Genomic DNA, 25,213 nt, shown 5'->3' with positions numbered 1-25,213 from the left:
CATCCCGCTCAGCGAGACACGCACGACAAATCTGCAACGATTCCGTTACGTTATGGCGATGTTCTTAGCGAAACTCGGTGTTCGCACCCGGATTCTGGCGATCGCTCTTGTACCCAGTCTCACCCTGGTGGTGGTCGGCGTCGGTACGGCGGGCTATCTCGTCGAAGAGAGCAACAAGGCCAAGACCTGGGCCTCGGAGATGGAAGCCGCGGGACCCTTCACCCGCGAGCTGATCGAATCGGTGCAGTCCGAACGCCAGCTCACCCTGGCACATCTCGCCGGTGACGAGACCGCGGCCACCGCGCTCCCGCCCGCCCGTGCCCGTCTCGACGCCGCCTTCAAGGCGCTCATCGACATCTCCGAGGGCATCCGCGAGGTCGACGATTCCGAGATCGGTGACGACAAGGGCGGTTTCGCCACCCTCGGCACGCATCTGAGCGGGGTCCGCGGCGGCGCCGACGCCCGCATGCTGCCCCCGGCTGACGCCTACACCTTCTACAACCGACTGCTCGACGTGTTCACCCAGGGCACCAAGGTCGCCGAGCGCGCGGCGCCCGACGCCGTGGTCGCCTCCGGTGTGGCCGAGGGTCTGCGCGTGCTCAACGCCACGGAGTCGATGTCGCGCAGCAACGCGCTGGCCCTGTCGCTGGTGTCCACCGAGGGCGCGGCGGGCATCCCGCTCGAGGAGTTCACCCGACAGAGCGGCTTCTACCACAACGAAGTCGCCAACATCACCGCCGAACTCACCGAGGCCCAGCGCACCGCGCTGGCCGCGCTGACCTCCTCGTCGGCCTGGCAGCAGCTCGGCGAGATGGAGAACGCGGTCGCCCAGCGCTACGCCGCGCTCGCCGCCGCCACCGCCGCCGGTGCCAAGCAGCCCACCCTCGCCCCGCTGCCCTTCACCACCGCCGAATGGCAGACCGCGGCGGCCGAAGTCAACCGCGGGCTGCTCGACGCCTACTCCGGCCACAACCGCGAAGTGCAGCGGCTGGCCCAGGACACCGCGCGCCGCGCCGAGGTCAACGCCGCGCTCGCCGGTGGCGGCGTGCTCGCGCTGACCGTGCTGGTGTTCCTGATCGCGGTGATCCTGGCCAACCGGATCATCCGTCGCCTGCGCAGGCTGCGCACCGAAACCCTGGCGCTGGCCGACGAACAGCTGCCCGCCACCATGCGCACCCTGCGCGAGGGCGGCGACATCGACGCCGCCGAGACCACCCCCACGCTGGACTTCGGCCACGACGAGATCGGTCAGGTGGCCAAAGCCTTCGAGCACGCCGCCTCGGCCGCGCTCGGTGCCGCCGTCGACGAGGCCCGCACCCGTGAGGGCGTGCGCGCGGTGTTCCTCAACATCGCCCACCGCAGCCAGATCGTGGTGCACCGCCAGCTCGAGATCCTCGACGAGGCCGAACGGCGCCAGGAGGACCCGGCGCTGCTCGAGACCCTGTTCCGGCTCGACCACCTGGCCACCCGCGAACGCCGCAACGCCGAGAACCTGATCATCCTGGGCGGTGGCCGTCCGGGTCGCCAGTGGCGCAACCCGATTCCGGTGATGGACGTGGTGCGCTCGGCCATCGGCGAGACCCTCGACTACGCGCGCGTGCGGGTCACCAAGCTGCCGGAGGTGAACGTCGTCGGCACCGTCGTCGCCGACCTGGTGCACCTGCTGGCCGAGCTGGTCGACAACGCCACCGCGTTCTCCCCGCCGCAGTCGCGGGTGGAGGCAGGCGGCAATATCGTCGGCAAGGGCGTGGTCATCGAGATCACCGACCAGGGCATGGGCATGAGCGCCGAGGACCTGGCCCGCTACAACGACATGCTGGCCGATCCGCCGGACTTCGGCGTCGGCACACTGTCCTCGGACTCGCGTCTGGGCCTGTTCGTGGTCGCGCGGCTGTCCACCGCGCACGGGGTCTCGGTGCGGCTCAGCGAATCCGACTACGGCGGCATCCGCGCCATCGTGCTCATCCCGCAGCAGCTGCTGGCCGGGGAGGCCGACCCGTCGACCCTGCCGCCCGCGATGACCGGCCCGCTGCGCCGTGGTCTGCCGCCCGCCCCGGAGCAGGCACCCGCGCCGGTGGTGGCGGCCATCGAGCAGGCGCCCGCCCCGGTGGCGACGCTGGTCGCCGATCCGCCCGCGCCGCCGCGCCCGGTGGCGCCCGCCCCGGAAGTGCCCGCCGCGCAGCAGCATCCCGGTGACGAGCGGCCCGCGCTGCCGCGTCGGCACCGGCAGGCCAATATCGCCCCCGAACTCACCGAGCCCGCCGCCGAGGCGCCCCGGGCGCCGGAGCGGCCGCGATCGGCCGAACAGGCGCGCGACATCATGTCGGCGATCGAGAACGGCACCCGTCAGGGCCGTAAACCCCTGACGGAATCGAATCAGGACGAACAGGAAGGCTGAGGTGAACTCTTCCCACCCAGGTGATCTCAACTGGTTGCTCGACGATCTCGTCGACCGGCTGGCGGGGGTCCGCTACGCGGTCGTGCTGTCCACCGACGGGCTGCTGCTCGGTCGTTCCTCGCAGATGAAGCGCGAGGACGCCGAACACTTCGCCGCCATGTCGTCGACCCTCTACGGGTTGGCGCGCAGCGCGGGCAGCCGGTTCGACGGTGGCGGTGTGCGGCAAGCGGTGATCGAACTCGATCGCGCCGTCCTGTTCGTCACCTCCGCCGGTGACAACGCCTGCCTGGCCCTGCAGGCCACCGAGTCGGCGAATCTCGGCATGGTCGCCTACGAAATGAACCTCACCGTGCAGCGGGTCGGCAACTACCTGTCGACCGAACCGCGGCACGGTCTGGCCGAGCTCTAGGACGCGGCACCATGACTCGACTCGGCGATCCGTGGTTCGACGACGCGGCCGGACCTCTCGTCCGGCCGTACGCGGTGACCCGCGGCCGGACCATGGGCGCGGCGCACGACCTGGACATGCTCACGGTGGTGGTGGCGGTGCATCCCGCCCCCACCCTGCGACGCCCGGAACCCGAGTACGCGACGATCGCACAGCTGTGCAAGCGTCCGCAGTCGGTGGCCGAGGTCTCGGCCGTGCTGAAACTCCCTCTGGCGGTGACCAAGATCCTCGTCGGTGATCTCATCGGCGAGGGCCACCTCATCTTCCGGGCTCCGGTACAGGCCGAGGCCGGTGCCGGTGACCTCAACGTATTGCGAGCGGTTCTGGATGGCATCCGAAAACTTTGACCCCACACCATCGGGCGGGCAGCACCTGGCCGCCTCGGTGAAGATCCTCATCGCCGGTGGCTTCGGCGTCGGCAAGACCACCATGGTCTCCTCGATCAGCGAGATCGCGCCGCTGCGCACCGAGGAGCTGATCACCGAGGTCAGCTCCGGTGTCGACGACCTGTCGGGGGTGGAGCAGAAGCACACGACCACCGTCGCGCTGGACTTCGGCCGCATCACCATCGACCGGGATCTGGTGCTGTACCTGTTCGGCACCCCAGGCCAGGACCGCTTCTGGTTCCTGTGGGACGAGCTGTGCCGCGGCGCGCTCGGCGCGATCGTGCTGGCCGACACCCGTCGCCTGAGCAATTCCTTCGCGGCGGTGGACTTCTTCGAACGGCGGGGGCTGCCGTTCCTGATCGCGGTGAACTGCTTCGACGGCGCGCCGCGCTACACCGTCGACGAAGTGCGCGACGCGCTCGACCTGGATCCCAACACCCCGGTGATCCTGTGCGACGCGCGCGACCGGCCTTCGGCCAAGGCGGTACTCACCCACCTCGTGGAGTACCTCATCGACCGCGCCACCCGGACTCCGGTCACCACCTAGTACCCGGCGGGTCGTACCCGAAAACCCTCCTGCTCCGCGACGATGCGGGACAGGAGGGTAGACGTGTTCGCGGGGTCAGGCCGGATCGGGCGCGGCCACGGCGCGTTCGGCGGCGCGGCTGGTCTGCTCCCAGGCCGACCAGTCGGCCATCTTGGCGCGGGCGAGGTCGAAGGCCAGGTCGTAGACCATGTCGCCGAGCAGCAGACGCAGCGGCGGGGTGTCGCTGTCGACCAGTCGCAGCAGGGCTTCGGCGGCCAGACTCGGGTCGCTGTCGATCGAGCCCTCCGCCCACTGGGCCTCGAGCTGGGCGCGCAGCGGTGCGTAGTCCGCGATCGGGGTGGTGTTGCGCATGGCCGAGTACAGCTCGGTCCAGTAGCCGCCGGGCTGCAGGATGCTCACGCGCACACCGAAATCGGCGGCTTCGCGGGCCAGCGCCTCGCTCATGCCCTCTAGCGCGAACTTGCTGGCCGCGTACAGGCCCGAGAGCGGAAATCCGGCCAGGCCGCCGATGCTCGAGACCTGCACGATGTGCCCGGAGCCCTGCCGCCGCAGGTGCGGGAGCACGGCCTGGCTGACCCACAGCACGCCGAAGAAGTTCACCTCCATCTGTTCGCGGGCCTCGGCTTCGGTGAACTCCTCGATCATGCCCATCGACAGGGTGCCCGCGTTGTTGACGACGATGTCGAGGGTGCCGAAGTGGGTGACCGCGGCATCGACGGCGGTGACCACCGCGGCGCGGTCGGTGACGTCGAGGACCAGCGGCAGCACCCGGCCGGGGTGCGCGGCGGCGAGCTCGTCGAGGGCCGAGCCGGTGCGCGCCGCGGCGGCGACCCGGTCGCCCGCGGCCAGTGCGGCTTCGGCGAAGGCGCGACCGAGGCCGCGGCTGGCGCCGGTGATGAACCAGGTACGGGGGGCGGTGGCGGCGGTGCGCATGGCGACTCCTTGTCTAGACGAGACGTTCCGTCTCGTTCATGACTCATAGCTTGCCCCGGTTCGCGCGACTTGTCAAGACGCAACGTCTCGTTTTATTTTGGACCGGTCAGCGGCCCGCGCCGCAAGCGCTCAGCCTGCGCCGATCAGCGCAGCAGACCCGCCGCGACGAGATCGTCGAACAGCAATTGATCCACCGGCGGCACCAGATCACGCTCGGCCGCCCCGAACCACGCCAGCGCCTCGATCTCACTGCTCGCCGTCAGCACACCCCGATACTCCGCCGTATAGCAGGCCATCCGCACCACGGTCCCCGCGTGCCCCGGCACGGCCGCCTCATAGGTCCCCACGTGCACCGCGCTCTCCGGCGCCAACTCCACCGCCAACTCCTCGGACACCTCCCGCACCAATGTCTGCAGGTCGGTCTCCGCCCCCTCCCGCTTCCCACCCGGAATGAAGAACACGTCCTTCCCCCGGGGCCGCCCACACAGAATCCGCCCGTCCTCGACCAGCACCCAGGCCACCGTATCGATCAACACCGCGGGAGAAGAAGCCACGCCCGCAGCCTAGCCCGCCCGCAACCCGTTCCCACCGGTGTCCCCCGCACCTCCGGCGCGACAAAGGCCCTCCGGCCTCACGGCAGAGCTGGTTCCCGATCGCCGGTCGCGTTCGATGGGGATCGAAGGAGATTCAGTGGCCCGGGAGGACGCAGGCGGTGTCGAGGCCGAGGACTCGGTTGAGGCGGCCGAAGGCGAGCCAGGAGCCGATGCTCATGCTGAGTTCCACTACTTCGGGTTGGGTGTAGTGGGTGAGCATTCTGGTCCAGAAGTCGTCGTCGAGGCCGTGGTGGTCGGTGGCGTAGCGTTCGGCGTATTCGGCGGCCAGGCGGGTGCGGTCGTCGAAGCGGTCGGTGTCGCGCCAGTGGGTGACGGCGTCGGCGAATTCCTCTTCGACCTTGGCGCCGTCGCGTTCGGTGCGCCAGTCCTGACAGAACAGGCAGCCGTTGATCTGCGCGATCCGCAGCCGGGCGGCCTCGAATTCGCGCAGGCCGAGGGTGGAGTGTTCGTAGACCGACAGCGAGAACGCGGCGGCGGCGACCCCGATGCCGGGCACCATCTCGCCCCAGACGTAACCGATCGGGTCCTTGCCCTGGGGGACGTCGATGATCATGGTGTCTTCCTTCCGAGTTTGCCGGACGCGGCGCGCAGCGGCACATCGAGTGCGTCGTAGAGGCCGGGCTCGGCCTCGACCAGCCAGTCGATCGCGTTCACCAATCGGCCCACCGCCGTGGCGTTTCCGCCCGCCGCCCGGTTGCCGTTCTCGTCGGACGCCTCGATGCTGACCTCGATGCGCGGGCGGCCCTCGATGATCACGCGATGCGCGCCGTCGCCGTCGGGCGGCATCGGCCAGTCGGGCGCGCAACTGGCGTGGATGCGGGTGACATGCTCGATCACGATGCGCGGCTCACCCGCGACGATGCCCTGCACCTCGAACCGCACCGCGCCCTGCGTGCCCGCCTCGAACTCCCCCATCTGCACCGTCTGCACAGTGGCGTCGAGTGCACGCCGGTCGAGCGTCTCGCGGATCTCGTCGAGTTCGACGCCCAGCGCCCTGGCCATCAGCCGGATCTGCCCGCCCCACACCATGGTCGGCACCGAGGGCAGCAGCATCGGCGGCTGATAGTCCATCGGCTGCCCCATGCCGACCAGATAGCGCACCGAGTCGGGCTGGTCGTAGGTGCAGTAGTCGAAGATCTCCTGGCAGCGCACCACGTCGACGCTGCCCGCGACGCCGCTGATCAACAGCGGCAGCACGTCGTTGCCCCACCCGGGATCGACGCCGGAGACGAACAGCGAACCTCCACCCTCGCCGATCGCGGCCAGCACCGGATCGCGGATCTCGGCCGGAGCGTCGCGCGGGTCGTAGAGGGCGTAGAGCGCGGGGGTGACGACGACGGCGCCCGCGCGAATCGCCCGGACGATGTCGGCGAGCGCGTCGTCGGGCCGGATGTCGCCGGAGGCCGCGTAGACGACCGCGCCCGGCGCGGTGGCCAGCAGCGTGTCGATATCGGCGGTGGCCGCCACCCCCAACTCCTCGTCGAGCCCGGCCAGCGTGCCCGCGTCGCGGCCGACCTTGTCCGGGTTGTGCACCAGCACGCCGGTCAGTTCCAGGGCCGGATGGGCAGCCACGGCTCTGATGGCCGCACGGCCCACATTGCCGGTGCCCCAGACGATCGTGGGGATCATCGCGCGAGCGTAGCAAGCGCTTGGTCAGGTGTCCGGAATATCCGGAATTCGATCCTCCGGATCAGGAATGCGTAACTGTGCGTCACGCACAAACCGGCCGGATTCAGAATGTCCGGGTCAGGACACGAGGGTGCCAGCGGCACACACCGAGGGCGAAGCGGATGTCGAAGGTGTCGGTGTCGAGGGCGATGCCGTAGCGGCCGGTGACCTGCTGGATGCGGTACTGGACGGTATTGCGGTGGACGCCGAGCACCCGCGCGGTGCGTGAATAGCTGCTGGATTCGGCCAGGAACACGTCCAGGGTGTGGCGCAGCAGGGCCATCTTCGTGGTGTCACGGGCGAGCGCGCCCAGGACGCGGTCGACGACGCCGGTGAGCTCTCCGGTGTCGTCGGTGAGCAGGGCGAAGGGTGCGACGGCGTCGAAGTCGACGACCGGCGGCGCACCCGATCCGGCCGACACCGCCAGCGCCTTGGCCCTGGCCGCGCCCCGCGCCGACTGCCGGAAGCCGGGCACGCCGTCCCCGGGCGCACCCAGGGCCACCCGCACCGGCAGCTCGCTGTCGACGAGCGCGGCGGCGAGCCGCTCGACATCGACCGACCCGGCCACCGGCAGCCACAGCCGCAAATCACGCGCCCCGGTGGCCGAGGCCAGTTCCGCACCACCCGCGCCCAGCCGCGTGGAGAGCAGCTCGCGCGCCTGCTCGAGCGCGCGCACGGCGTCGGGTCCCGAGGTGGTCGGTGCCGCCCACACCTCGGCGGCCACGTGCCGCTGGTCGAGGCGGTAGCCCAGGGCCGTCTCGGCGGTGGCGAGGTCGACGTCACCGTCGCTGTCGAGCAGCCGGGCGATCCACTGCTGCCGGGCGGCCTGGCGGCTGCTGAGCCAGCGGTCACGTTCGATCTCGTAGATCCGGCCCATCGAGGAGTTGAGCCGGTCCAGGTAGGTCCCGGCGAAGGCGAGCAACTCGGCGACCCTGGCCGCCTGATCGCGGCCGGGAGCGGCCAGGATCACCCCGATGGCGGCGTCCAACAGCCGGTATTGACCGAGCCCGTAGCCGCGCAGCAGGGCGGTCAGTGGCACTCCGCGCCGGGCCAGCCGCTGGGCGTAGGCGGCTGCGGCGGCGGGTGGAGCAACGGTGGCCGGGTCGATGTTGTTGGCGAGCACGTACTGCACGAGGCTCACGTTCTCGGCGATGCTCGCGGCGCGCAGCTCGGCGAGGTCGAAGGCCAGGTCGCGGACCGAGATCAGCTCCTCGGTGCGACGGACGAGGTCCTCGGTGAGACCTGCGGTCAGCGGTCCGAGGGCCTGGCCGACCCCCACCAGCGATCCGTACGGCGTCATCGCGCGCACTCCCGTCCGTTGAACAAAAACCGTCCCCGTTATCGTGCCATCCGCACAAATTTCGGGCCCAGTTGGCACTCGGTGCCGCAGAACAGACCGGTCGTGTGGTCGTGACACCCGGACCTGTGGTGTCATGGTCGCCGAATCCGGCCCGGGTTCGCCGTGTGCGGCGCTGCCGCGGGCCCGCTGTGCAGAAGGATGTAGTACCCCGGATGAGTGAAGTTCGCCGTGCGCCGCGAGGTCGTGGAAACCGCAAGACGAGCGCACCGCTCTTCGCACAGCTGCTGACCGCGGCGGTCGACACCGCGGGCGAGGCCGTCGCCCTGTGCTACTCCCCCGCCCACGGCGAGCGGCGCACACTCACCTACACCGAACTCGACGAGTACTCCTCGCGGCTGGCCAGGGAGCTGATCGCGCACGGGATCGGCCCCGGTGACGTCGTCGCGCTGGGCTTCACCCGCTCGATCGAATCGGTGGCCGCGGTCTGGGCCGTCGCCAAGACCGGCGCGGCCTATGTCCCCGTGGATCCCGGCCTGCCGACCGAACGGATCGCCTACCTGCTGGCCGACTCCGGCGCGCGGTTCGGACTCACCCGCGCGGCGCACCGGACCATGCTGGGCGAGTCCGTGACCTGGCTGACGATCGACACCGCGCCGGATCGCGACCGCGTCGCCGCCCACCCCGCGCATCCGGTGTCGTATCTGGATCGGGTGCGGACGCTGACCGATCAGCATCCGGCCTATGTCATCTACACCTCCGGTTCGACCGGCAGGCCCAAGGGCGTGGTCGTGACCCACACCGGCCTCGGCGCGCTGGTCACCGCCGCGCGGGAGCGCTACGGCGTGGATTCCGGCGACCGGGTGCTGCACGTGTGCTCGCCGAACTTCGATGTCTCGGTGCTCGAACTGCTGGTGACCTTCCAGGCGGGCGCGACGCTGGTGGTGTCGCCGCCGTCGGTGTTCGGCGGACCCGAACTCGCCGCGCTGGTGCGTCGCGAGCGGGTGACGCACATGCTCATCACGCCCGCGGCGCTGGAATCGGTGGAGCCACGGGACCTGGATTCGCTGCGGACCGTGGTGGTCGCCGGTGACGCCTTCGGGCCGACGCTGGTCGAGCGCTGGGCGGTCGGCGAGCGCTCCTTCTTCAACGGGTACGGCCCGACCGAGGCGACCGTGCTGGCCACCGGGAGCGCGGCGCTGCGGCCGGGCGACCCCATCACCATCGGCGCCGCCTTCCCCGGGATGGGCGCGGTGGTGCTGGATGCCCGGTTGCGGCCGGTGCCGCCCGGGGTCACCGGTGAGCTGTATCTGTCGGGTCCCGCGCTGGCGCAGAGCTATCTGGGCAGGCCGGGGCTGACAGCCGAGCGTTTCGTCGCCGCGCCACTGGCCGGGGTGGCCGGGGCGCGCATGTACCGGACCGGTGACCTGGTGCGTCGCACCCCGGACGGCGAGCTCGAGTATCTGGGCCGCTCCGATTTCCAGGTGAAGATCCGTGGCTTCCGGGTCGAGCTCGGCGAGATCGATGCCGCGCTCACCACCCATCCGGACCTCGACTACGCCGTCACGCTCGGGGTGACCGCCGATTCCGGTGCGACGGTGCTGGTGTCGTATGTGCTGTCCCGCGACGGTGTCCCGGTCGATACCGCCGAGGTGATCCGCTTCGCCGCCGCGGCCCTCCCCGGGCACATGGTGCCCACGCTGGTCATCGCGCTCGACGAACTCCCGTTGACGCCGAACGGCAAACTCGATCGCGGCGCGCTCCCCGCGCCGGTCTTCGGCACGGCCGGATCGCGCGCCCCGCACGGACCGGTGGAGACACGGATCGCCGAGCTGTTCACGCAGGTGCTGGGCGTGCGCGAGATCGGTGCCGAGGACTCCTTCTTCACCGCGGGTGGCGACAGCATCCTGTCCATCCAACTGGTGACCCGCGCGCGGGCGGCCGGGATCTCCTTCACCCCACAGCAGGTCTTCGAGCATCGCACCGTCGCCGGACTCGCGCGGGTGGCCGAACTCGGCACCGATGCGACGCCGACGCTGGCCGAACTCCCCGGCGGTGGCGTCGGCGAGATCCCGCTGACGCCGGTGCTGGCCGGTGCGGTCGCCCACGATCGGCTGCCCGGACGGTTCAGTCAGCAGCTGGTGCTCGCCCTGCCGGACGGCATCGACCGCGCCGGGCTGGTGACCGTGCTCTCCGCGCTCCTCGATCACCACGACCTGCTGCGCGCGAGTCTGCGCCGGGTCGACGGGCAGTGGCGACTCGAGGTCCCGCCCCCTGGCGCGGTGGAGATCGACGAGCTGCTCGTCGAGCACGATGTCCCGCCCGGCACGGATGACCTGGAAACATTCGCCGCCACGGCCATGGATCAGGCGCTCGCGCGACTGGATCCGCGGTCGTCGCGGATGATCGCCTTCGGGTGGCTCTCGCGGACCGACGGGCCGGGCGCGCTGGTGGTCGCCGCTCATCACGCGGTCATCGACGGGGTGTCCTGGCGCATCCTGCTGCCGGACCTGGTGGCCGCCTGGGCGCGGTACAGCGCCGGGCAGCCGATCGCGCTGCCGCCGGTGGGTACCTCGTTCCGCCGGTGGGCGCACGGACTGACCGACGCGGCCGCCGATCGCCGTCCCGAACTCGACCACTGGCGCCACACCCTGGCGGTCCCCGACCCGCTGCTCGGTGACCGCCCGCTGGACCCCGCCGTCGACACCGCCGCGACCGTGCGCACCTTCCACGTCGAGCTGCCCGCCGAGCTCACCCACGCACTGCTCACCGACTTGCCCGCCCGCTACCGGGCAGGCGTCGAAGACGGCCTACTGGCCGCCCTCGCCTTGGCCACTCGCACGTGGCGGGCCCGACGCGGCATCGACGCCCCCGCCACCCGGGTGCGGCTGGAGGGTCACGGGCGCGAGGAATCCGCCGTCGCCGGTGCCGATCTCACCCGCACGATCGGCTGGTTCACCAGCATGTATCCGGTGGCGCTCGACCTGTCCGGGATCGACACCGACACCGCCTGGCACGGCGGTGCGGGTACGGCGGCCGTGCTCAAGGCGGTCAAGGAACAGCTGCTCACGGTGCCGCACAAGGGCATCGGCTTCGGCGTTCTGCGGCACCTCGACGCCGGGTGCGCCGGAGAACTCGACGGCCCGCTCGGCCAGATCGGCTTCAACTATCTCGGCCGTGTCTCGACCGGTGACGTGCCCGAGGCGCTCACCGACCACAGCTGGCTGCCCACGACCGCCTGGGGTGAGCCCGCCGCCGACCAAGACCCCACCCTGCCCGCCGCGGCAGTGATCGACATCAACGCGCTGGCCACCGGCACCGCGACCGATCTGCGGCTGCGCGCGTCCTTCTCCTATGCCGCCGGGATTCTCGACGAGGCGTCGGTGCGGGAGCTGGCCGAGTGCTGGACGGCGGCGCTGACGATGTTCGCCGAGCATCTCGGTGATCCCGCGGCGGGTGGGCTGACGCCCGCCGACGTGCCGCTGGTGCGCGTCGGCCAGGCCGAACTCGACGCCTGGCACGCGTCCCGGCCGGGCCTGGTCGATGTGCTGCCGCTCGCGCCGTTGCAGCTGGGCCTGCTGTTCCTGGCCCAGATGTCCACGGCGGACCCGTATCTCGTGCAGCTGGCGGTGGAACTGACCGGCACGGTGGACACCGAACGCCTGCGCCGCGCCGCGCAGACGGTCCTGGACCGGCACGCCATCCTGCGCACCGCCTTCGGCACCGACGCGACGGGCACCCCGGTCGGTTTCGTGGTCGAGGGGGTGCGGGTGCCGTGGCGGGTCACCGAGACCACGGCGTCCGAGGCCGTCGATCTGCTGGCCGCCGAGGCGCGGATCGGGTTCGATCTGTCGACCCCGCCGCTGCTGCGCTTCACCGTCCACCGCGCTCCCGGTGGTGCCACGCATCTGCTGGTGACCGCGCACCACCTGCTCGTCGACGGCTGGTCGATGCCGTTGCTGATGCGCGAACTGCTCGTCTGCTACGCCGCCGACGGCACGGCCGCGATGCTGCCGCCGGTCCGGCCGTACCGCGACTACCTCGGGTGGCTGGCCCGCCAGGACCGTGCCGCCGCGCTGCGGGCCTGGTCGGACGCGCTGGCCGGGCACACGCCGACCCTGCTAGCCCCCGTGCTCGCCGCGCCCGCGCGTCCGTCCACCGGGTACGGCACCAGCGCCATCGATTTCTCGCGGGCCGAGGCCGGGGTGCTCGCGGAGTGCGCCGCCGCCCACGAGGTCACGGTCAACACCCTGTTCCAGGCGGCCTGGGGGCTGGTGCTGGCGAGTGCGGTCGGCCGCGCGGACGTGGTGTTCGGCGCGGTGGTCTCGGGCCGTCCACCGCAGCTCGACGGCGTCGACGCCATGGTGGGTCTGTTCGCCAATACCGTTCCGGTGCGGGTCACCGTGGCCGAGAGCCTGCGCGCGCTGCTGACCCGGGTGCAGGCCGCGCAGGTCGCGGTGCTCGACGGACATCACCTGGGGCTCACCGAGATCCAACGCGCGGCGGGCGCGGGTGACCTGTTCGACACGCTGCTGGCCTACGAGTCCTATCCCGTCGACACCGAGGGGCTGCGCGAGGCGCACGGCGCGCTCGACGGTCTCGAGATCGCCGGTGTGACCGCGGCCAATGCCACCCACTACCCGGTGGCCGTCGGGGTGGAAGTGGGTGCTGGCATCCACGTCGGGCTCCAGTACCGCCTCGACACCATCGACCCCGAGCTCGCCGACGCCCTGACCCAGCGCCTGCGCGTCGTCCTCGACGCCTTCGTCGACACCCCCGACCGCGCCGCCGCCACCCTGCTCGACACGCTGTCCGACGGCGACGATCCGCTCGCCCGGATCACCCACTGGCGCAAGGTCCTCGCAGAGCTTCCCACGGACCTCGCGCTGCCCGCCGACCGCCCCCGCCCGCGGACTCCGGTCCGCACCGACGAGCATGTCCCCGTCGAGATCCCCGCCGAGCTCCAGGGCCGTATCCGGCATCTCGCCGAGTCCACCGGGACCACCGTGTCCACGGTCACCCATGTCGCTTTCGCCGCGCTGCTGGCCCGGCTCTCGGGCGCCGAGGACATCGCGATCGCCGCGCTCGCTCCAGAGACCGCACAGCCCCTGATCCTGCGATTGCGTGTCCCCGGTGCCCGCCGCGTCGCGGATCTGCTCGCCGAGGCCGCGCGCGTCGCTGATCGGGCCCGCACCCACCAGCACCTCTCGCCCACGGAATCGGCGGCCCTGCGTGTGCCCGGTTCGCCGACACCTGTCGTCCGTGCTCTGCTGCGGACCGACACCGACCCGCGACAGCCCAGCGTCGCCGGGACTCCCGAAAACGGCTCTACCACCGAATTCGGCACCGCCCCTACCGATTCCGCCCTCGCCGCGAATTCGACTCCGCTCGTGGACTCGACGCACTGCGACCTGGCCCTGACCCTCCGGACGACCGCGACCGGCGACATGGCCGCCGAGCTGTCCTATGCCGGTGCCCTGTTCGACCAGCCCACCGCCACGACCTTCGCCCGGCGTCTCGTACGCCTGCTCACGGCCATGTCCGAACACCCGCACACGGCCGTCGGCGATCTCTCGATCCTCGACCGAGCCGAAGCGGCGGCACTCACCGCCCGCACCCCCGACTCCGGCAGCACCCTGGCACTGCTACCCGAGCTGCTGACCCGGGGCGCGGCCCTCGGCGCGGACCGGATCGCCCTCCGCTACCGGAACACCTCGATCACCTACGGCGAACTCGACACGCGCAGTGCGCGACTGGCCCGCGCGCTGATCGCCCACGGCGTCGGCCCGGAGGTACCGGTCGCCGTCGCCCTACCCCGCTCCGCCGACCTGGTGATCGCCGCGTTGGCGATCGCCAAGGCCGGTGGCGTCTACGTGCCGGTCGACCCGAACTATCCACCGCGGCGGCTCCAGCACCTGATCACCGATTCCGGTGCGGCCCTGGGCATCACCACCACCGCACACCGTCCCGCGGGCGATATCGCCTGGCTGGTGCTCGACGACCCCGCCGTCGTCCGGGCGTACGCCACCCACCCGGACACCCCCGTCACCGATGCCGACCGGCACGCGCCGCTGAACGCGCGGCACCCGGCCTATGTCATCTACACGTCGGGTTCCACCGGCCTGCCCAAGGGCGTCACCGTCACCCACGCGGGGCTGAGCGGCCTGCTCACCGAGGCGATCCGACGCTATGACCTCACCGCCGAGCACCGTTTCCTGCACATCTGCTCGCCTAGCTTCGACCCGTCGGTCCTCGAATGGCTGTGCGCGCTCGGTACCGGCGCGACGCTGGTCGTCGTGCCCGCCGAGATCGCCGGTGGCCTCGAGCTGACCGAGCTGATGGCCGCCGAAGCGGTCACCCACGCCATCATCACGCCCGCCGTCCTCGGCACCCTCGACCCGGCGGGCCTGGACGCTCTGGCCGTGCTCTCGGTCGGTGGTGACGTGACCACGCCCGACCTGCTCGCGGCCTGGCAACCCGGCCGCCGCTATCTCAACGGCTACGGCCCCACCGAGACGACGATCATCTCCACCTACGCGGAACTCACCGCCGGACAACCCGTTTCGATCGGCACACCGGTGCGTGACACCCACGCGCTGATCCTCGACGGGCGTCTGCACCCGGTGCCGCCGGGCGTCACGGGCGAGCTGTACCTGGCCGGTCCCGCCCTGGCGCGCGGCTACCACGGTCAGCCGGGCACGACCTCGGCGCGTTTCGTCGCCGATCCCTTCGGTCCGCCCGGCACCCGCCTGTACCGCACCGGCGATCTCGTGCGCCTGCGCCCGGACGGCCAGCTCGACTACCTCGGCCGGGCCGACACCCAGCTCAAGGTCCGCGGGTTCCGGATCGAACCGGGCGAGGTCGACGCCGTCCTCAGCGCGCACCCCGAGGTCGCGACGGCGGTCACCGTCGGCCGTTCGACCGCCACCGGCGCGACCACGCTGGTGACGTATGTCGTTGCCACACCCGGTGATTCACCCGATCCGGCCGTGCTCACCGACTACGCGGCCCAGCATCTGCCCACACATCTGGTGCCCTCGGCGGTCGTTCTGCTCGACGCGCTCCCGCTGACCACGAACGGCAAGCTCGACCGGGCCGCCCTCCCGGAGCCGAGCGTCGCGACCGCACCCACCCGCGCCCCGCGTAACGAGCGGGAGACGCTCCTGGCGGCTCTTGTCGCCCAGGTGCTCGGTATCGACTCGGTCGGCGTGGACGATTCGTTCTTCGCGCTCGGCGGCGACAGCATCCTGTCGATCCAGCTCGTCTCGCTGGCCCGCGCGGCGGGCCTGGTGTTCACCACCCGCGCGGTGTTCGAGCATCGCACAGTGGCGAAGCTGGCCGAGATCGCCACCGTCGACGGCCCGTCGGTCACCGCCCTGGCCGAACTGCCCGGCGGCGGCGTCGGCGACATCACCCCGACCCCGATCCTGGCCGAATTCCTCGCCGACGGCACCAGCGACCGGTTCGCGCAAACGATGACCCTGGCCCTGCCCGACGGCATCGACCGGCCCGGCCTGCTCACCACCCTCGACGCGGTCCTGCGCCAGCACGACATGCTGCGCTCCCGGCTCGACCACGACGGCCGCGACTGGCGACTCACCACCCTCGGACCCGATGCCGTCACGGCGGACAGCCTGGTCACCGAACTCGACGCGGGCACGGCCACCGATGCCGAGCTGACCCGGATCGGCAGTGCCGCACTGGATTCCGCCCTGGCCGCCCTCGATCCGGCCGCAGGCCGCATGTTCGCCTGCACGTGGATTCGCCGCGACTCCGCCCGAGACGCGCTCGCCGTCGCCGCGCACCACTACGCGATCGACGGCGTGTCCTGGCGGATCCTGCTGCCCGATCTCGTGCTCGCCTGGGCGCAGCACAGCGCCGGGCAGCCGATCGCCATCCCTCCGGTGGGCACGTCGTTCCGGCGCTGGGCCCACGGCCTGGCCGCCGCCGACCGCCGCGCCGAACTCGACTACTGGCGCGAGGTCCTCGCCGCCCCCGACCCGCTGCTCGGCGCTCGGGCCCTGGACCGGACGCTCGACACCGAAGCGACCATGGGCTCGGTGACGGTGCGCGTCCCGGTCGAGGTCACCGAGGCGGTACTCACCACCCTGCCCGCGCGCTATCGCGCCGGGGCCGACCACGCCCTGCTCGCCGCCCTCGCCATGGCGGTGCGCGAGTGGCGATCCCGGCGCGGCGTCGACGCCGACACCGTGCGCCTGCGGGTCGAGAGCCACGGCCGCGAGGAAGACCTCGTCCCCGGCGCCGACCTGACCCGCACTGTCGGCTGGTTCACCAGCGTCCATCCCCTGCTGCTCGACCTGACCGCGCTGACCACCGGCACCGCCGAGGAACTGGCGAGCACCCTGCGCGTGGTCAAGGAACAATTGCGGGCGGTCCCGGCCAACGGCATCGGCTTCGGCCTGCTGCGCCACCGCACCCCGGACGCCGCCGACCTGCGCACGGGCGACCTCGGCCAGATCGGCTTCAACTATCTCGGCCGCGCCACCACCGTGAGCCCCACCGGTGACGAATCCTGGCTGCCGACCGCCGATCTCGGCGACCTCACCGTCGACTACGACCCGACCCTGCCCGCCCACGCGGTCGTCGACATCACCGCGATCACCGTCACCACCGACAGCGGACCGCGCCTCCAGGCCGAGTTCCGCTACGCTACCGGCATTCTCGACGAGTCAGCCGTGCGCGACCTGGCCGACGCGTGGACCGCCGCGCTCGCCACCCTCGCCGACCACACCCACCACCCCGCCGCCGGTGGTCTCACCCCGTCGGATGTCGCGCTGGTGCGGGTGACCCAGCACGACCTCGACACCTGGCGGGCCCGCACCCCGGATCTCGCCGACGTACTGCCGCTCTCACCGCTCCAGCGGTCGCTGCTGGCCCTGGGCGACCTGCTCGACGAATCGGTGCACGCCTACGTCATCCAGCTGGTCGCCGATCTGACCGGCCCGCTCGACCCGGCCCGGCTGCGCCGTGCGGCCGACACCGTCCTGGCGCGGCACGCGAATCTGCGCTCGGCCTTCGTCACCGCCGCCGACGGGACGCCCGTCCAACTGGTGGACGCGCACGTCGCCGCGCCGCTGCGCGTGCTCGACGGGATCGCCGAGTCCGACCTGCCCGCCCTGCTCGCCGCCGACCAGCGCACCGGATTCGATCCGGAACAGGCGCCGCTGCTGCGGTTCACGGTGCACAGCACCGGTTCCGGCCGCCACCACCTGGTGCTGACCGGCCATCACATCCTGCTCGACGGCTGGTCCATGCCGCTGCTCATGAAAGAACTGCTGGTCCTCTACGCGACCGACGGCGACCCGGCGGCACTGCCCGCCGTGCGGCCCTATCGCGACTATCTGGCCTGGCTCACCCGGCAGGACCGAGCGCTGGCCGAGCGGGCCTGGGCCGAGGCGCTGACCGGGGTACGCCCGACCGTGCTCGCGCCCGAACTCACCTGGCCTCCGGCGAGCGGCACCGGTTTCGGCCTGTGCGAGTTCGTCCTCGACGCCGAGCGCACCGCCGCGCTCACCGCCCTCGCCACCGCGGCCGAGGTCACCGCGAACACCGTCTTCCAGACCGCCTGGGGCCTGGTGGTGGCGGCGACCACCGGCGACAGCGAGATCGTCTTCGGCGCGACGGTGTCCGGTCGTCCGCCGCAGCTCGACGGGGTCGGCGAGATGATCGGCCTGTTCGTGGACGCCGTCCCGGTGCGGGTGCGCGTCGACGGCACCGCCCACGCGCTGCTGCGCGAGGTCCAGGCCGAGCAGGCCGCGCTGCTGGACCATCACCATCTCGGCCTCGGCGCGATCCAACGGATGGCCGGGCTGGGCGAACTCTTCGACACCATGCTGGCGTTCGAGTCCTTCCCCGTGGATGTCGAGGGACTCCAGCGGGCCGGGGGCGCGCTCGGTGACCTGCGCATCGACGACCTGCGCGGCGCCGACCACACCCACTATCCGATCACCGTGCTGGTGTTCCTCGGCGCCCGCACCCAGGTGCAGATCAAATACCGCCGCGATCTGCTCACCGAGGCCGCCGCCCAGGCCGTGACCGACCGCCTCCACACCGCCCTCGAAGCGCTGGTCACCGGCCCGGACCGGCCCGCGTCCGCGATCACCGATCACCTCGCGTCGAACCCGGCGGACCCCCTGACCCGCGCCCGGTTCTGGCGACAGACCCTCGCCGACCCGCCCGCCCGTCTCGCCCTGCCCGTCGCCGCTCCCGGCGGAACCGCGCGCGGGCGGACCCGGGTCACGCTTCCTCCGGCCGTGCGCCGTGATCTGCGCCAGCTGACCGAGTCCACCGACACCACCTGGTCGGCGCTGACCCGCTCGGCGCTGGCCGTGGTGCTGGCCCGCCTGACCGGCACCGACGACGTGCTCGTCACCACCTCGACACCCGCGCCGATGGTGGTACGCACCGCAATCGACCTCGCCGAGCCCTTCACCGACCTGCTGACCCGCGCCCACCGCGCGGAATCCGCGGCCCTCGCGCACGCCGGAATCCCGCTCACCGAGCTGGCCACGCTGGCCGGTCCGGGCGCCGTCCTGAACCAGGTGAGCCTGGACATCGAGGAGCCCGCTGTCCCGGCCGAGCTCGCCCTCGTGGCCCCCGACGCCAGCCCCTTCCTCGAACTGTCCTGCGCGCCGGAGCTTTTCGACGACACCGCCACCGCCGAGTTCGGCAGGCGCCTGCTCACCCTGCTGACCGGGATCGCCCGCGATCCGCACACTCCCGTCGGCGACCTGCCGCTGACCTCCCGCGCCGAACACGCGACGCTGCTCGCCCTCGGCGATGTCCCCGCGCCCCGGATGACCGGCACCCTGCCCGAACTCCTCGTCCGTGGCACCGGCTACGGCCAGGGCCGGATCGCGGTGCGCGACAACGGCCGGACCCACACCTACGGTGCTCTCGACGCGGACTCCGCCCGACTCGCGCGGGTCCTCGTCGCCGAGGGTGTCGGCCCGGAAACCGTGGTCGCCGTGGCCGTCCCGCGCTCCTACGCGTCGCTGCTGGCGTTCTGGGCAGTGGCGAAGGCCGGTGGCGTCTACGTGCCGGTGGATCCGAACTATCCCGCCGACCGGGTCCGGCACATGCTCGACGACTCCGGCGCCACGCTGGTGCTCACCGTCGCCGCGCGGGCCGGGGCCCTGCCCGGTGGCGCGCGCACCCTCGTCCTCGACGATCCCGCCGTCCGCGCGCGGATCGCGGCCGAATCGGCGACGCGGGTGCGCGATCGGGACCGGCGGGCACCGCTGCGGCCCGACCACGCCGCCTATGTCATCTACACCTCCGGCTCCACCGGGAAGCCCAAGGGCGTCACCGTCACCCACGCCGGGATCAGCGCGCTGATCACCCACTCGGCCGCGCTGATGGATCTGCGGCACGAGCATCGGATGCTGCACGTCTGCTCGCCGAGCTTCGACCAGTCGATCGAGGAGATCACCACCGCGTTCCATCGCGGCGCCACGCTGGTCGTCGCACCGGCCGACACCGTCGGCGGCGCGGAGCTCGAGGAACTGCTGCGCGCCGAACTGGTGACGCACACGATCATCACGCCCGCCCTGCTGAGCACCTTGAATCCCGCGCATCTGCCGGAGCTGAGCTGTGTGTCGGCGGGTGGTGAGGCGATCACCGGCGAGCTGCTGGCCGCCTGGCAACCGGGTCGCCGCTTCCTCAACGGCTACGGACCGACCGAGGCGACGATCGGCGCCAGCTACGCACGCCTGGCCGCCGACGCGCGCGTCACGATCGGCGGGCCGGTGCCCGGTGTGCGCGCGGTCGTGCTGGACGGGCGACTGCGCCCGGTGCCGGTGGGCGTCACCGGCGAGCTGTATCTGGCGGGGCGCGCCCTGGCCCGCGGCTATCGGGGGCGGCGCGCCGCGACCGCCGAACGCTTCGTCGCCGATCCCTGGGGGTCCGGGGAGCGGATGTATCGCACCGGCGACCTGGTCCGCTGGGTGCCCACCGGCGACGGACACGAGCTGGAATACCTGGGGCGCACCGATTTCCAGATCAAGATCCGGGGTTTCCGGATCGAACCGGGCGAGGTCGACGCGGTGCTGCTGCGGCACCCGCGCATCGGTTTCGCGCTCACCGTCGGCGCCGCGAATCCGGCCGGACAGACGGTGCTCGTCTCGTATGTGACCGGTCGCGAGCTCGATCCCGCGGCGGTGGTCCGGTGGTCGGCGGCGCTGTTGCCCGCGCATCTGGTTCCGGCGGCGGTGGTCGTGCTGGATCGGGTGCCGCTGTCGGCGGCGGGCAAGGTCGACCGGACCGCGCTGCCCGCACCGGAATTCACCGCCCGTGCCTACCGTGAACCCGCCCCTGGCACCGAACGGCTGGTGGCCGAGGTCTTCGCCGAACTGCTCGGCGTGGACCGGGTCGGCGCCGATGACGACTTCTTCGAACGCGGCGGCAACTCCCTGCTCGCCACCCGCGTGACCGCCCGGCTCGGCACCGCCGTGGACCTGCGGATCCCGGTGCGGGTGCTCTTCGCCGCGCCCACGGTCGCCGCCTGCGCCCGCGAGATCGCCCGGCTCACCCGGGAAGATCGACGCCCCGCCCTGCGCGCCCAGCAGCGCCCGGATCGGCTACCGCTCTCCCCCGCGCAGCAGCGCATGTGGTTCCTCAACCGGTTCGACACCGGCACCGCCGCCTACAACATCCCGGTGGTCCTGCGCCTGTCCGGTGCGCTCGACGTGGCGGCCATGCAACTGGCGTTCGCCGATGTGGTGGCTCGGCACGAGATCCTGCGCACGGTGTATCCGACCGTCGAACACACCCCGACCCAGGTCGTGCTGCCCGTCGGCCATCCCGACGTGCCCGGCCTCACCGTCGACGACACCACCGTCGACGTGGATCACGCTGTCGCCCACCTCCTCTCGACCACTTTCGACGTCACCGCCGAGGTACCGCTGCGCGCCACCCTCTTCGCCGCGAGACCCACCGAGTTCGTGCTCGCCCTGACCGTGCACCACATCGCCGCCGACGGTTTCTCCGGCGGACCGCTCACCCGCGACCTGGTGGCCGCCTACTCCGCCCGCGTCCAGGGCATCACGCCCACCTGGACACCGCTGGCCCTGCAGTACGCCGACTACGCCGTCTGGCAGCAGGCGCTGCTCGGCGCCGACACCGACCCGGACTCGCTGGCCGCGACCCAGATCGCGTACTGGCGCGACGCGCTGGCCGGGCTGCCCGACCAGCTCGAACTCCCCCGCGACCGCCCGCGCCCGGCGGTCCAGTCCTACGCGGGCGGTCGGGAACCGCTGAGCTTCGACACCGCCACCCACGCCGCGCTGGTCGAGCTGTCGCGCGCGCACGGCGCGACGCTGTTCATGACGGTGCACACCGCGCTCGCGGTGGTGCTGGCCGGACTGTCCGGCACCGGCGATATCGCCATCGGCACGCCCGTCGCGGGCCGTGGTGACGCGGTCCTCGACGATCTCATCGGCATGTTCGTCAACACCGTGGTCTTCCGCACCCGCGTCGACGGCACCGCGAGCTTCGCCCAGCAGCTCGTCCGCCAGCGTGATGAGGACCTGCGGGCCTTCGCCCACGCCGATGTGCCCTTCGAACGGCTGGTGGAGGTGCTCGACCCGGCGCGCTCCACGGCCCGGCATCCGCTGTTCCAGGTGGGGTTGTCGTTCCAGAATCTCGCCGAGGTGAGGATGGAACTGCCCGGTGTCACCGTCGCATCGGTGGAACCGGACCGGGCGCTGTCGCAGTTCGATCTGCACCTGATCCTCGCCGACCGGTACACCGCCGACGGCGCACCGGCCGGGATCACCGGCTACTGCACCTACGCGACCGACCTGTTCGACGCGGCGACGGTGCGCGGGTTCCTGGACCGCCTGCGCCGATTCGTCACCGCCATCGTCACCGATCCCGGCGCACCCCTGCACACCATCGACCTGCTCGCCGCGGCCGAACGAGCGGAGATCCTGGACAGCTGGAATCGCACCGCGCGCCAGCGGGATTCGGCCGCCACCCTGCCGTCGCTGCTGGCGACGACCGTGGCGGCGAACCCCGACGCGACGGCGCTGGTCACCGACGATCTGAGTTGGAGCTACGCCGAGCTTGGCGCGCGGGTCAACCGGCTGGCGCGGTATCTGGTGGCGGCGGGTGTGGGTCCGCGGTCGCGGGTGGCGCTGGCGATGCGGCGTTCGCCCGCACTGGTGGTGGCCATGTACGCGGTCGCGGCCGCCGGTGCGGCGTATGTGCCGATCGACCCCGATCAGCCGGTCGCGCGTACGCGCTACATCCTGGACACCGCCGCCCCCGTGCTCGTCCTCACCGACGCGGCCACCGATTTCGTGGCGCCGACAGTGGAGATCAGGGTCGTCGACCGCATCGATCTCTCGGCCTACAGCACCGCCCCGCTCACCGATCACGACCGGCGCGCGCCGCTGCGTCCGGGCGACACCGCCTACGTCATCTTCACCTCCGGGTCGACCGGCCGCCCCAAGGGGGTGGTCGTGTCGCATGCGGCGATCGTCAACCAATTGCGGTGGAAGACCGCCGAATTCGGGCTCACCGGCGGCGACGCGGTCCTGCTGAAGACGGCGGCGACCTTCGACCTGTCGGTCTGGGAGTTCTGGTCGGCGGCCGTCTGTGGCGGACGCCTGGTCCTGGCCGCGCCCGGCGGGCACCGCGACCCCGCCTATCTCGCCGACCTCGCCGAACGCACCGGCGTCACAACCCTGCACGCGGTGCCCTCCATGCTCGACGCCCTGCTCACCGCGCGGATGCCGAGCACCCTGCGGCGGATTCTCGCCATCGGCGAGGCCCTCTCGCCCGCCCTCGCGCGGCGCCTGATCACCGCCGCGCCGCAGGTCGCGCTGTTCAACGTCTACGGGCCGACCGAAGCCGCGGTGTCGATCACCAGCCATCGCGTCACCGCGGCCGACACCATGAGTGTGCCGATCGGTAGGCCGGTCTGGAACAGCCGCGTCTACGTCCTGGACGCCTGGCTGCGACCGGTCCCGGCAGGCGTTCCCGGCGAGCTGTATCTGACCGGAACCCAGCTCGCCACCGGTTATCTGGGTCGTCCCGAGCTCACCGCCGAGCGGTTCGTCGCCAACCCCTTCGATCCGGGCACCCGCCTGTACCGCACCGGTGACCTCGCGGCCTGGACCGCCACGGGCGAACTGGAATATCGCGGCCGCACCGACTTCCAGCTCAAGATCCGGGGCTTCCGCATCGAGACCGGCGAGATCGACACGGTGCTGACCGAACGGCCCGAGATCGCCGCCGCCGTGACCGTCGGACGGGACAACCACGCGGGCGAGACCGTTCTGGTGTCGTATGTCGTTGCCGCCCAGGGCCACTCGGCGGTGGCCGAGGACATCCTCGCCGCGGCGGGACGGGCCCTGCCCGGTCACATGGTGCCCAGCACCGTCGTGGTTCTCGACCGCCTGCCGCTGACTCCGCACGGCAAGCTCGACCGCGCCGCCCTCCCTGCCCCCGACCTCGCGGTCCGGACCTACCGGGCACCCGAATCGGCCGTCGAACGGACCGTGTGCGAGGTCTTCGCCGAGGTGCTGCGGGTCGAGCGGGTCGGGATGGACGATCACTTCTTCGAGCTGGGTGGCACCTCGCTGAGCGCGACCCGATTGGCCGTCCAGCTCGGGACGGAGATGGCGGCCACCATCCCGGTCACCTGGATTTTCACCAGCCCGACCCCCGCCGGTCTGCTCGCCGCCCTGCGCGCGGCGGGCGCCGACAGCGCGGGCACGGACGCGGCCTTCGAGGTGCTGCTGCCGCTGCGCACGACCGGCGGCCGGGAGCCGCTGTTCTGTGTGCATCCGATCAGCGGTGTCGCCTGGTCCTTCAGCGGCCTGGCCGCCCACCTCGAGCCCGACCGTCCGCTCTACGGACTACAGTCCCCGGCGCTGAGTTCAGCCGAGCCGCTGCCGGATTCGATCGAGGAGTGGGCGCGGCTCTACGTCAAGCACCTGCGCGCGGTGCAGGCCGAGGGCCCGTACCACCTGCTCGGATGGTCCCTGGGTGGGGTGCTCGCGCACGCCATGGCGGTGCAGTTGCAGGCCGAGGGCGAGCAGGTGGCGCTGCTGGCCATGCTCGACAGCACGCTGACCTGCGCGGCCCCCGCGCGCACCGGTGCGGTCAGCACGGCCGATCTGCTCGGCGGTTTCACCGGTGCGGTCGGCGAACTCGACACCGCCGTCGACCTTCCCGAGCTGGCGCGTGTCCTGTCCGACAGCGCCACCCCGCTCGCGACACTGGGCGCCGACCGCGTCGAACGCATCCTCACCGCCGCGCTCGACGCGATCCCCCTCGACGCCGCCTACCGCCCCCGCCCCTTCGACGGCGACCTCACCTTCTTCACCGCCACCGAGGACGATCCCACCGGCACCACCGCCGCCGGGTCCTGGCGTGCCGCCGTCACCGGCACCGTCCACAACCACGCCGTCCCCACCACACACTGGCGGATGACCGAGGCCGCCGCCCTGGCGCGGATCGCCGCCGTCCTGCGGGAGCGCTGATCAGCCCCAGTGGGCCTGGTCGGGGACGCTGGAATCGAAGACGACGTAGAAGAAGTGTCCCGGCGTGAGCTCGTTCATGTCGTGCCAGCGGCCCCACGGGTCGCGCTGGTAGTAGTTCTCCATGCCGGTGCCGTCGTCGTAGCAGACGATGCCGCCGGTGCCGAACGGACTCCAGTAGACGTCGGTGCCGGGGCGCGGGGCCTCCAGCGGAGTCCGGAACAGGTGACCGCACGGGGTGATGACGGGGTCGTAATAGCTCGGTTGCGCGGAGGCGACGGCGGCCGAGCCGGTGAGGGCGAGGGCGGCGATCGCGGCGACGGTGAGTCCACCGCGGACGAGGGAACGCGACATTTCTGCTCCTGACTTGGGCGGAAAAGGGTTCGCTGGTGTGTCGGGACCGGGCCGGAGATC

11 protein-coding genes are annotated in these 25,213 nt (G+C 71.8%); 5 read left to right on the top strand and 6 right to left on the bottom strand.

Translation table 11 applies throughout. The annotated features are described in order from the left end of the window. Nucleotides 1–52: 52 nt before the first annotated feature. The 4 genes from QC180_RS27260 to QC180_RS27245 are packed head-to-tail and all read left to right on the top strand — an operon-like array spanning nt 53 to nt 3,779. Complete coding sequence (locus tag QC180_RS27260; RefSeq protein ID WP_278265698.1) at nt 53–2,398, top strand: ATP-binding protein; 2,346 nt, start codon at nt 53–55, stop codon at nt 2,396–2,398. A 1-nt stretch (nt 2,399) separates the two neighbouring features. Beyond that, nucleotides 2,400–2,807 carry a roadblock/LC7 domain-containing protein gene (locus QC180_RS27255; RefSeq protein ID WP_278265697.1) on the top strand — a complete coding sequence of 136 codons (408 nt, stop codon included), beginning with the start codon at nt 2,400–2,402 and terminating at the stop codon, nt 2,805–2,807. Nucleotides 2,808–2,818: 11 nt separating this feature from the next. Continuing rightward, a complete protein-coding gene (locus tag QC180_RS27250; protein ID WP_278265696.1) occupies nt 2,819–3,193 on the top strand; it encodes a DUF742 domain-containing protein in 375 nt (124 codons plus the stop codon). Then, the gene (locus QC180_RS27245; RefSeq protein WP_278265695.1) at nt 3,174–3,779 is read left to right on the top strand and encodes a GTP-binding protein; all 606 of its coding nucleotides are present in this window, start codon (nt 3,174–3,176) and stop codon (nt 3,777–3,779) included. Before QC180_RS27250 ends, QC180_RS27245 begins: the two co-directional genes overlap by 20 nt. Nucleotides 3,780–3,854: 75 nt before the next feature. Here the strand turns inward: QC180_RS27245 and QC180_RS27240 are convergent, their stop codons facing one another. The 5 genes from QC180_RS27240 to QC180_RS27220 form a co-directional block, all read right to left on the bottom strand. Continuing rightward, nucleotides 3,855–4,712, bottom strand: coding sequence for an SDR family NAD(P)-dependent oxidoreductase (locus QC180_RS27240; protein ID WP_278265694.1), 858 nt, complete (start codon nt 4,710–4,712; stop codon nt 3,855–3,857). A gap of 143 nt (nt 4,713–4,855) precedes the next feature. Continuing rightward, a complete protein-coding gene (locus tag QC180_RS27235) occupies nt 4,856–5,266 on the bottom strand; it encodes an NUDIX hydrolase (RefSeq protein WP_278265693.1) in 411 nt (136 codons plus the stop codon). 133 nt (nt 5,267–5,399) lie between these two features. Continuing rightward, nucleotides 5,400–5,879, bottom strand: a complete 480-nt coding sequence (locus QC180_RS27230; protein WP_278265692.1) for a carboxymuconolactone decarboxylase family protein — start codon at nt 5,877–5,879, stop codon at nt 5,400–5,402. Continuing rightward, nucleotides 5,876–6,955 (bottom strand): NAD(P)H-dependent amine dehydrogenase family protein, encoded by a 1,080-nt coding sequence (locus QC180_RS27225; protein WP_278265691.1) that lies wholly within the window; start codon nt 6,953–6,955, stop codon nt 5,876–5,878. The genes QC180_RS27230 and QC180_RS27225 overlap by 4 nt, the downstream gene beginning before the upstream one ends. 103 nt (nt 6,956–7,058) lie before the next feature. Beyond that, nucleotides 7,059–8,294, bottom strand: coding sequence for a PucR family transcriptional regulator (locus tag QC180_RS27220; RefSeq protein WP_278265690.1), 1,236 nt, complete (start codon nt 8,292–8,294; stop codon nt 7,059–7,061). Between the two features lie 212 nt (nt 8,295–8,506). On the opposite strand from QC180_RS27220, the gene QC180_RS27215 reads away from it, so the two are divergent. Further along, nucleotides 8,507–24,802, top strand: a complete 16,296-nt coding sequence (locus tag QC180_RS27215; protein WP_278265689.1) for a non-ribosomal peptide synthetase — start codon at nt 8,507–8,509, stop codon at nt 24,800–24,802. On the opposite strand, the gene QC180_RS27210 is transcribed toward QC180_RS27215, so the two are convergent. Next, a complete protein-coding gene (locus QC180_RS27210) occupies nt 24,803–25,153 on the bottom strand; it encodes a hypothetical protein (RefSeq protein WP_278265688.1) in 351 nt (116 codons plus the stop codon). Between the last annotated feature and the right edge of the window lie 60 nt (nt 25,154–25,213).

Source organism: Nocardia anocheti, from assembly GCF_029675105.1.
Lineage (GTDB): Bacteria > Actinomycetota > Actinomycetes > Mycobacteriales > Mycobacteriaceae > Nocardia.
Note: the sequence above shows the minus strand (reverse complement) of the source record. Positions and strands in the feature narration are given on the sequence as shown.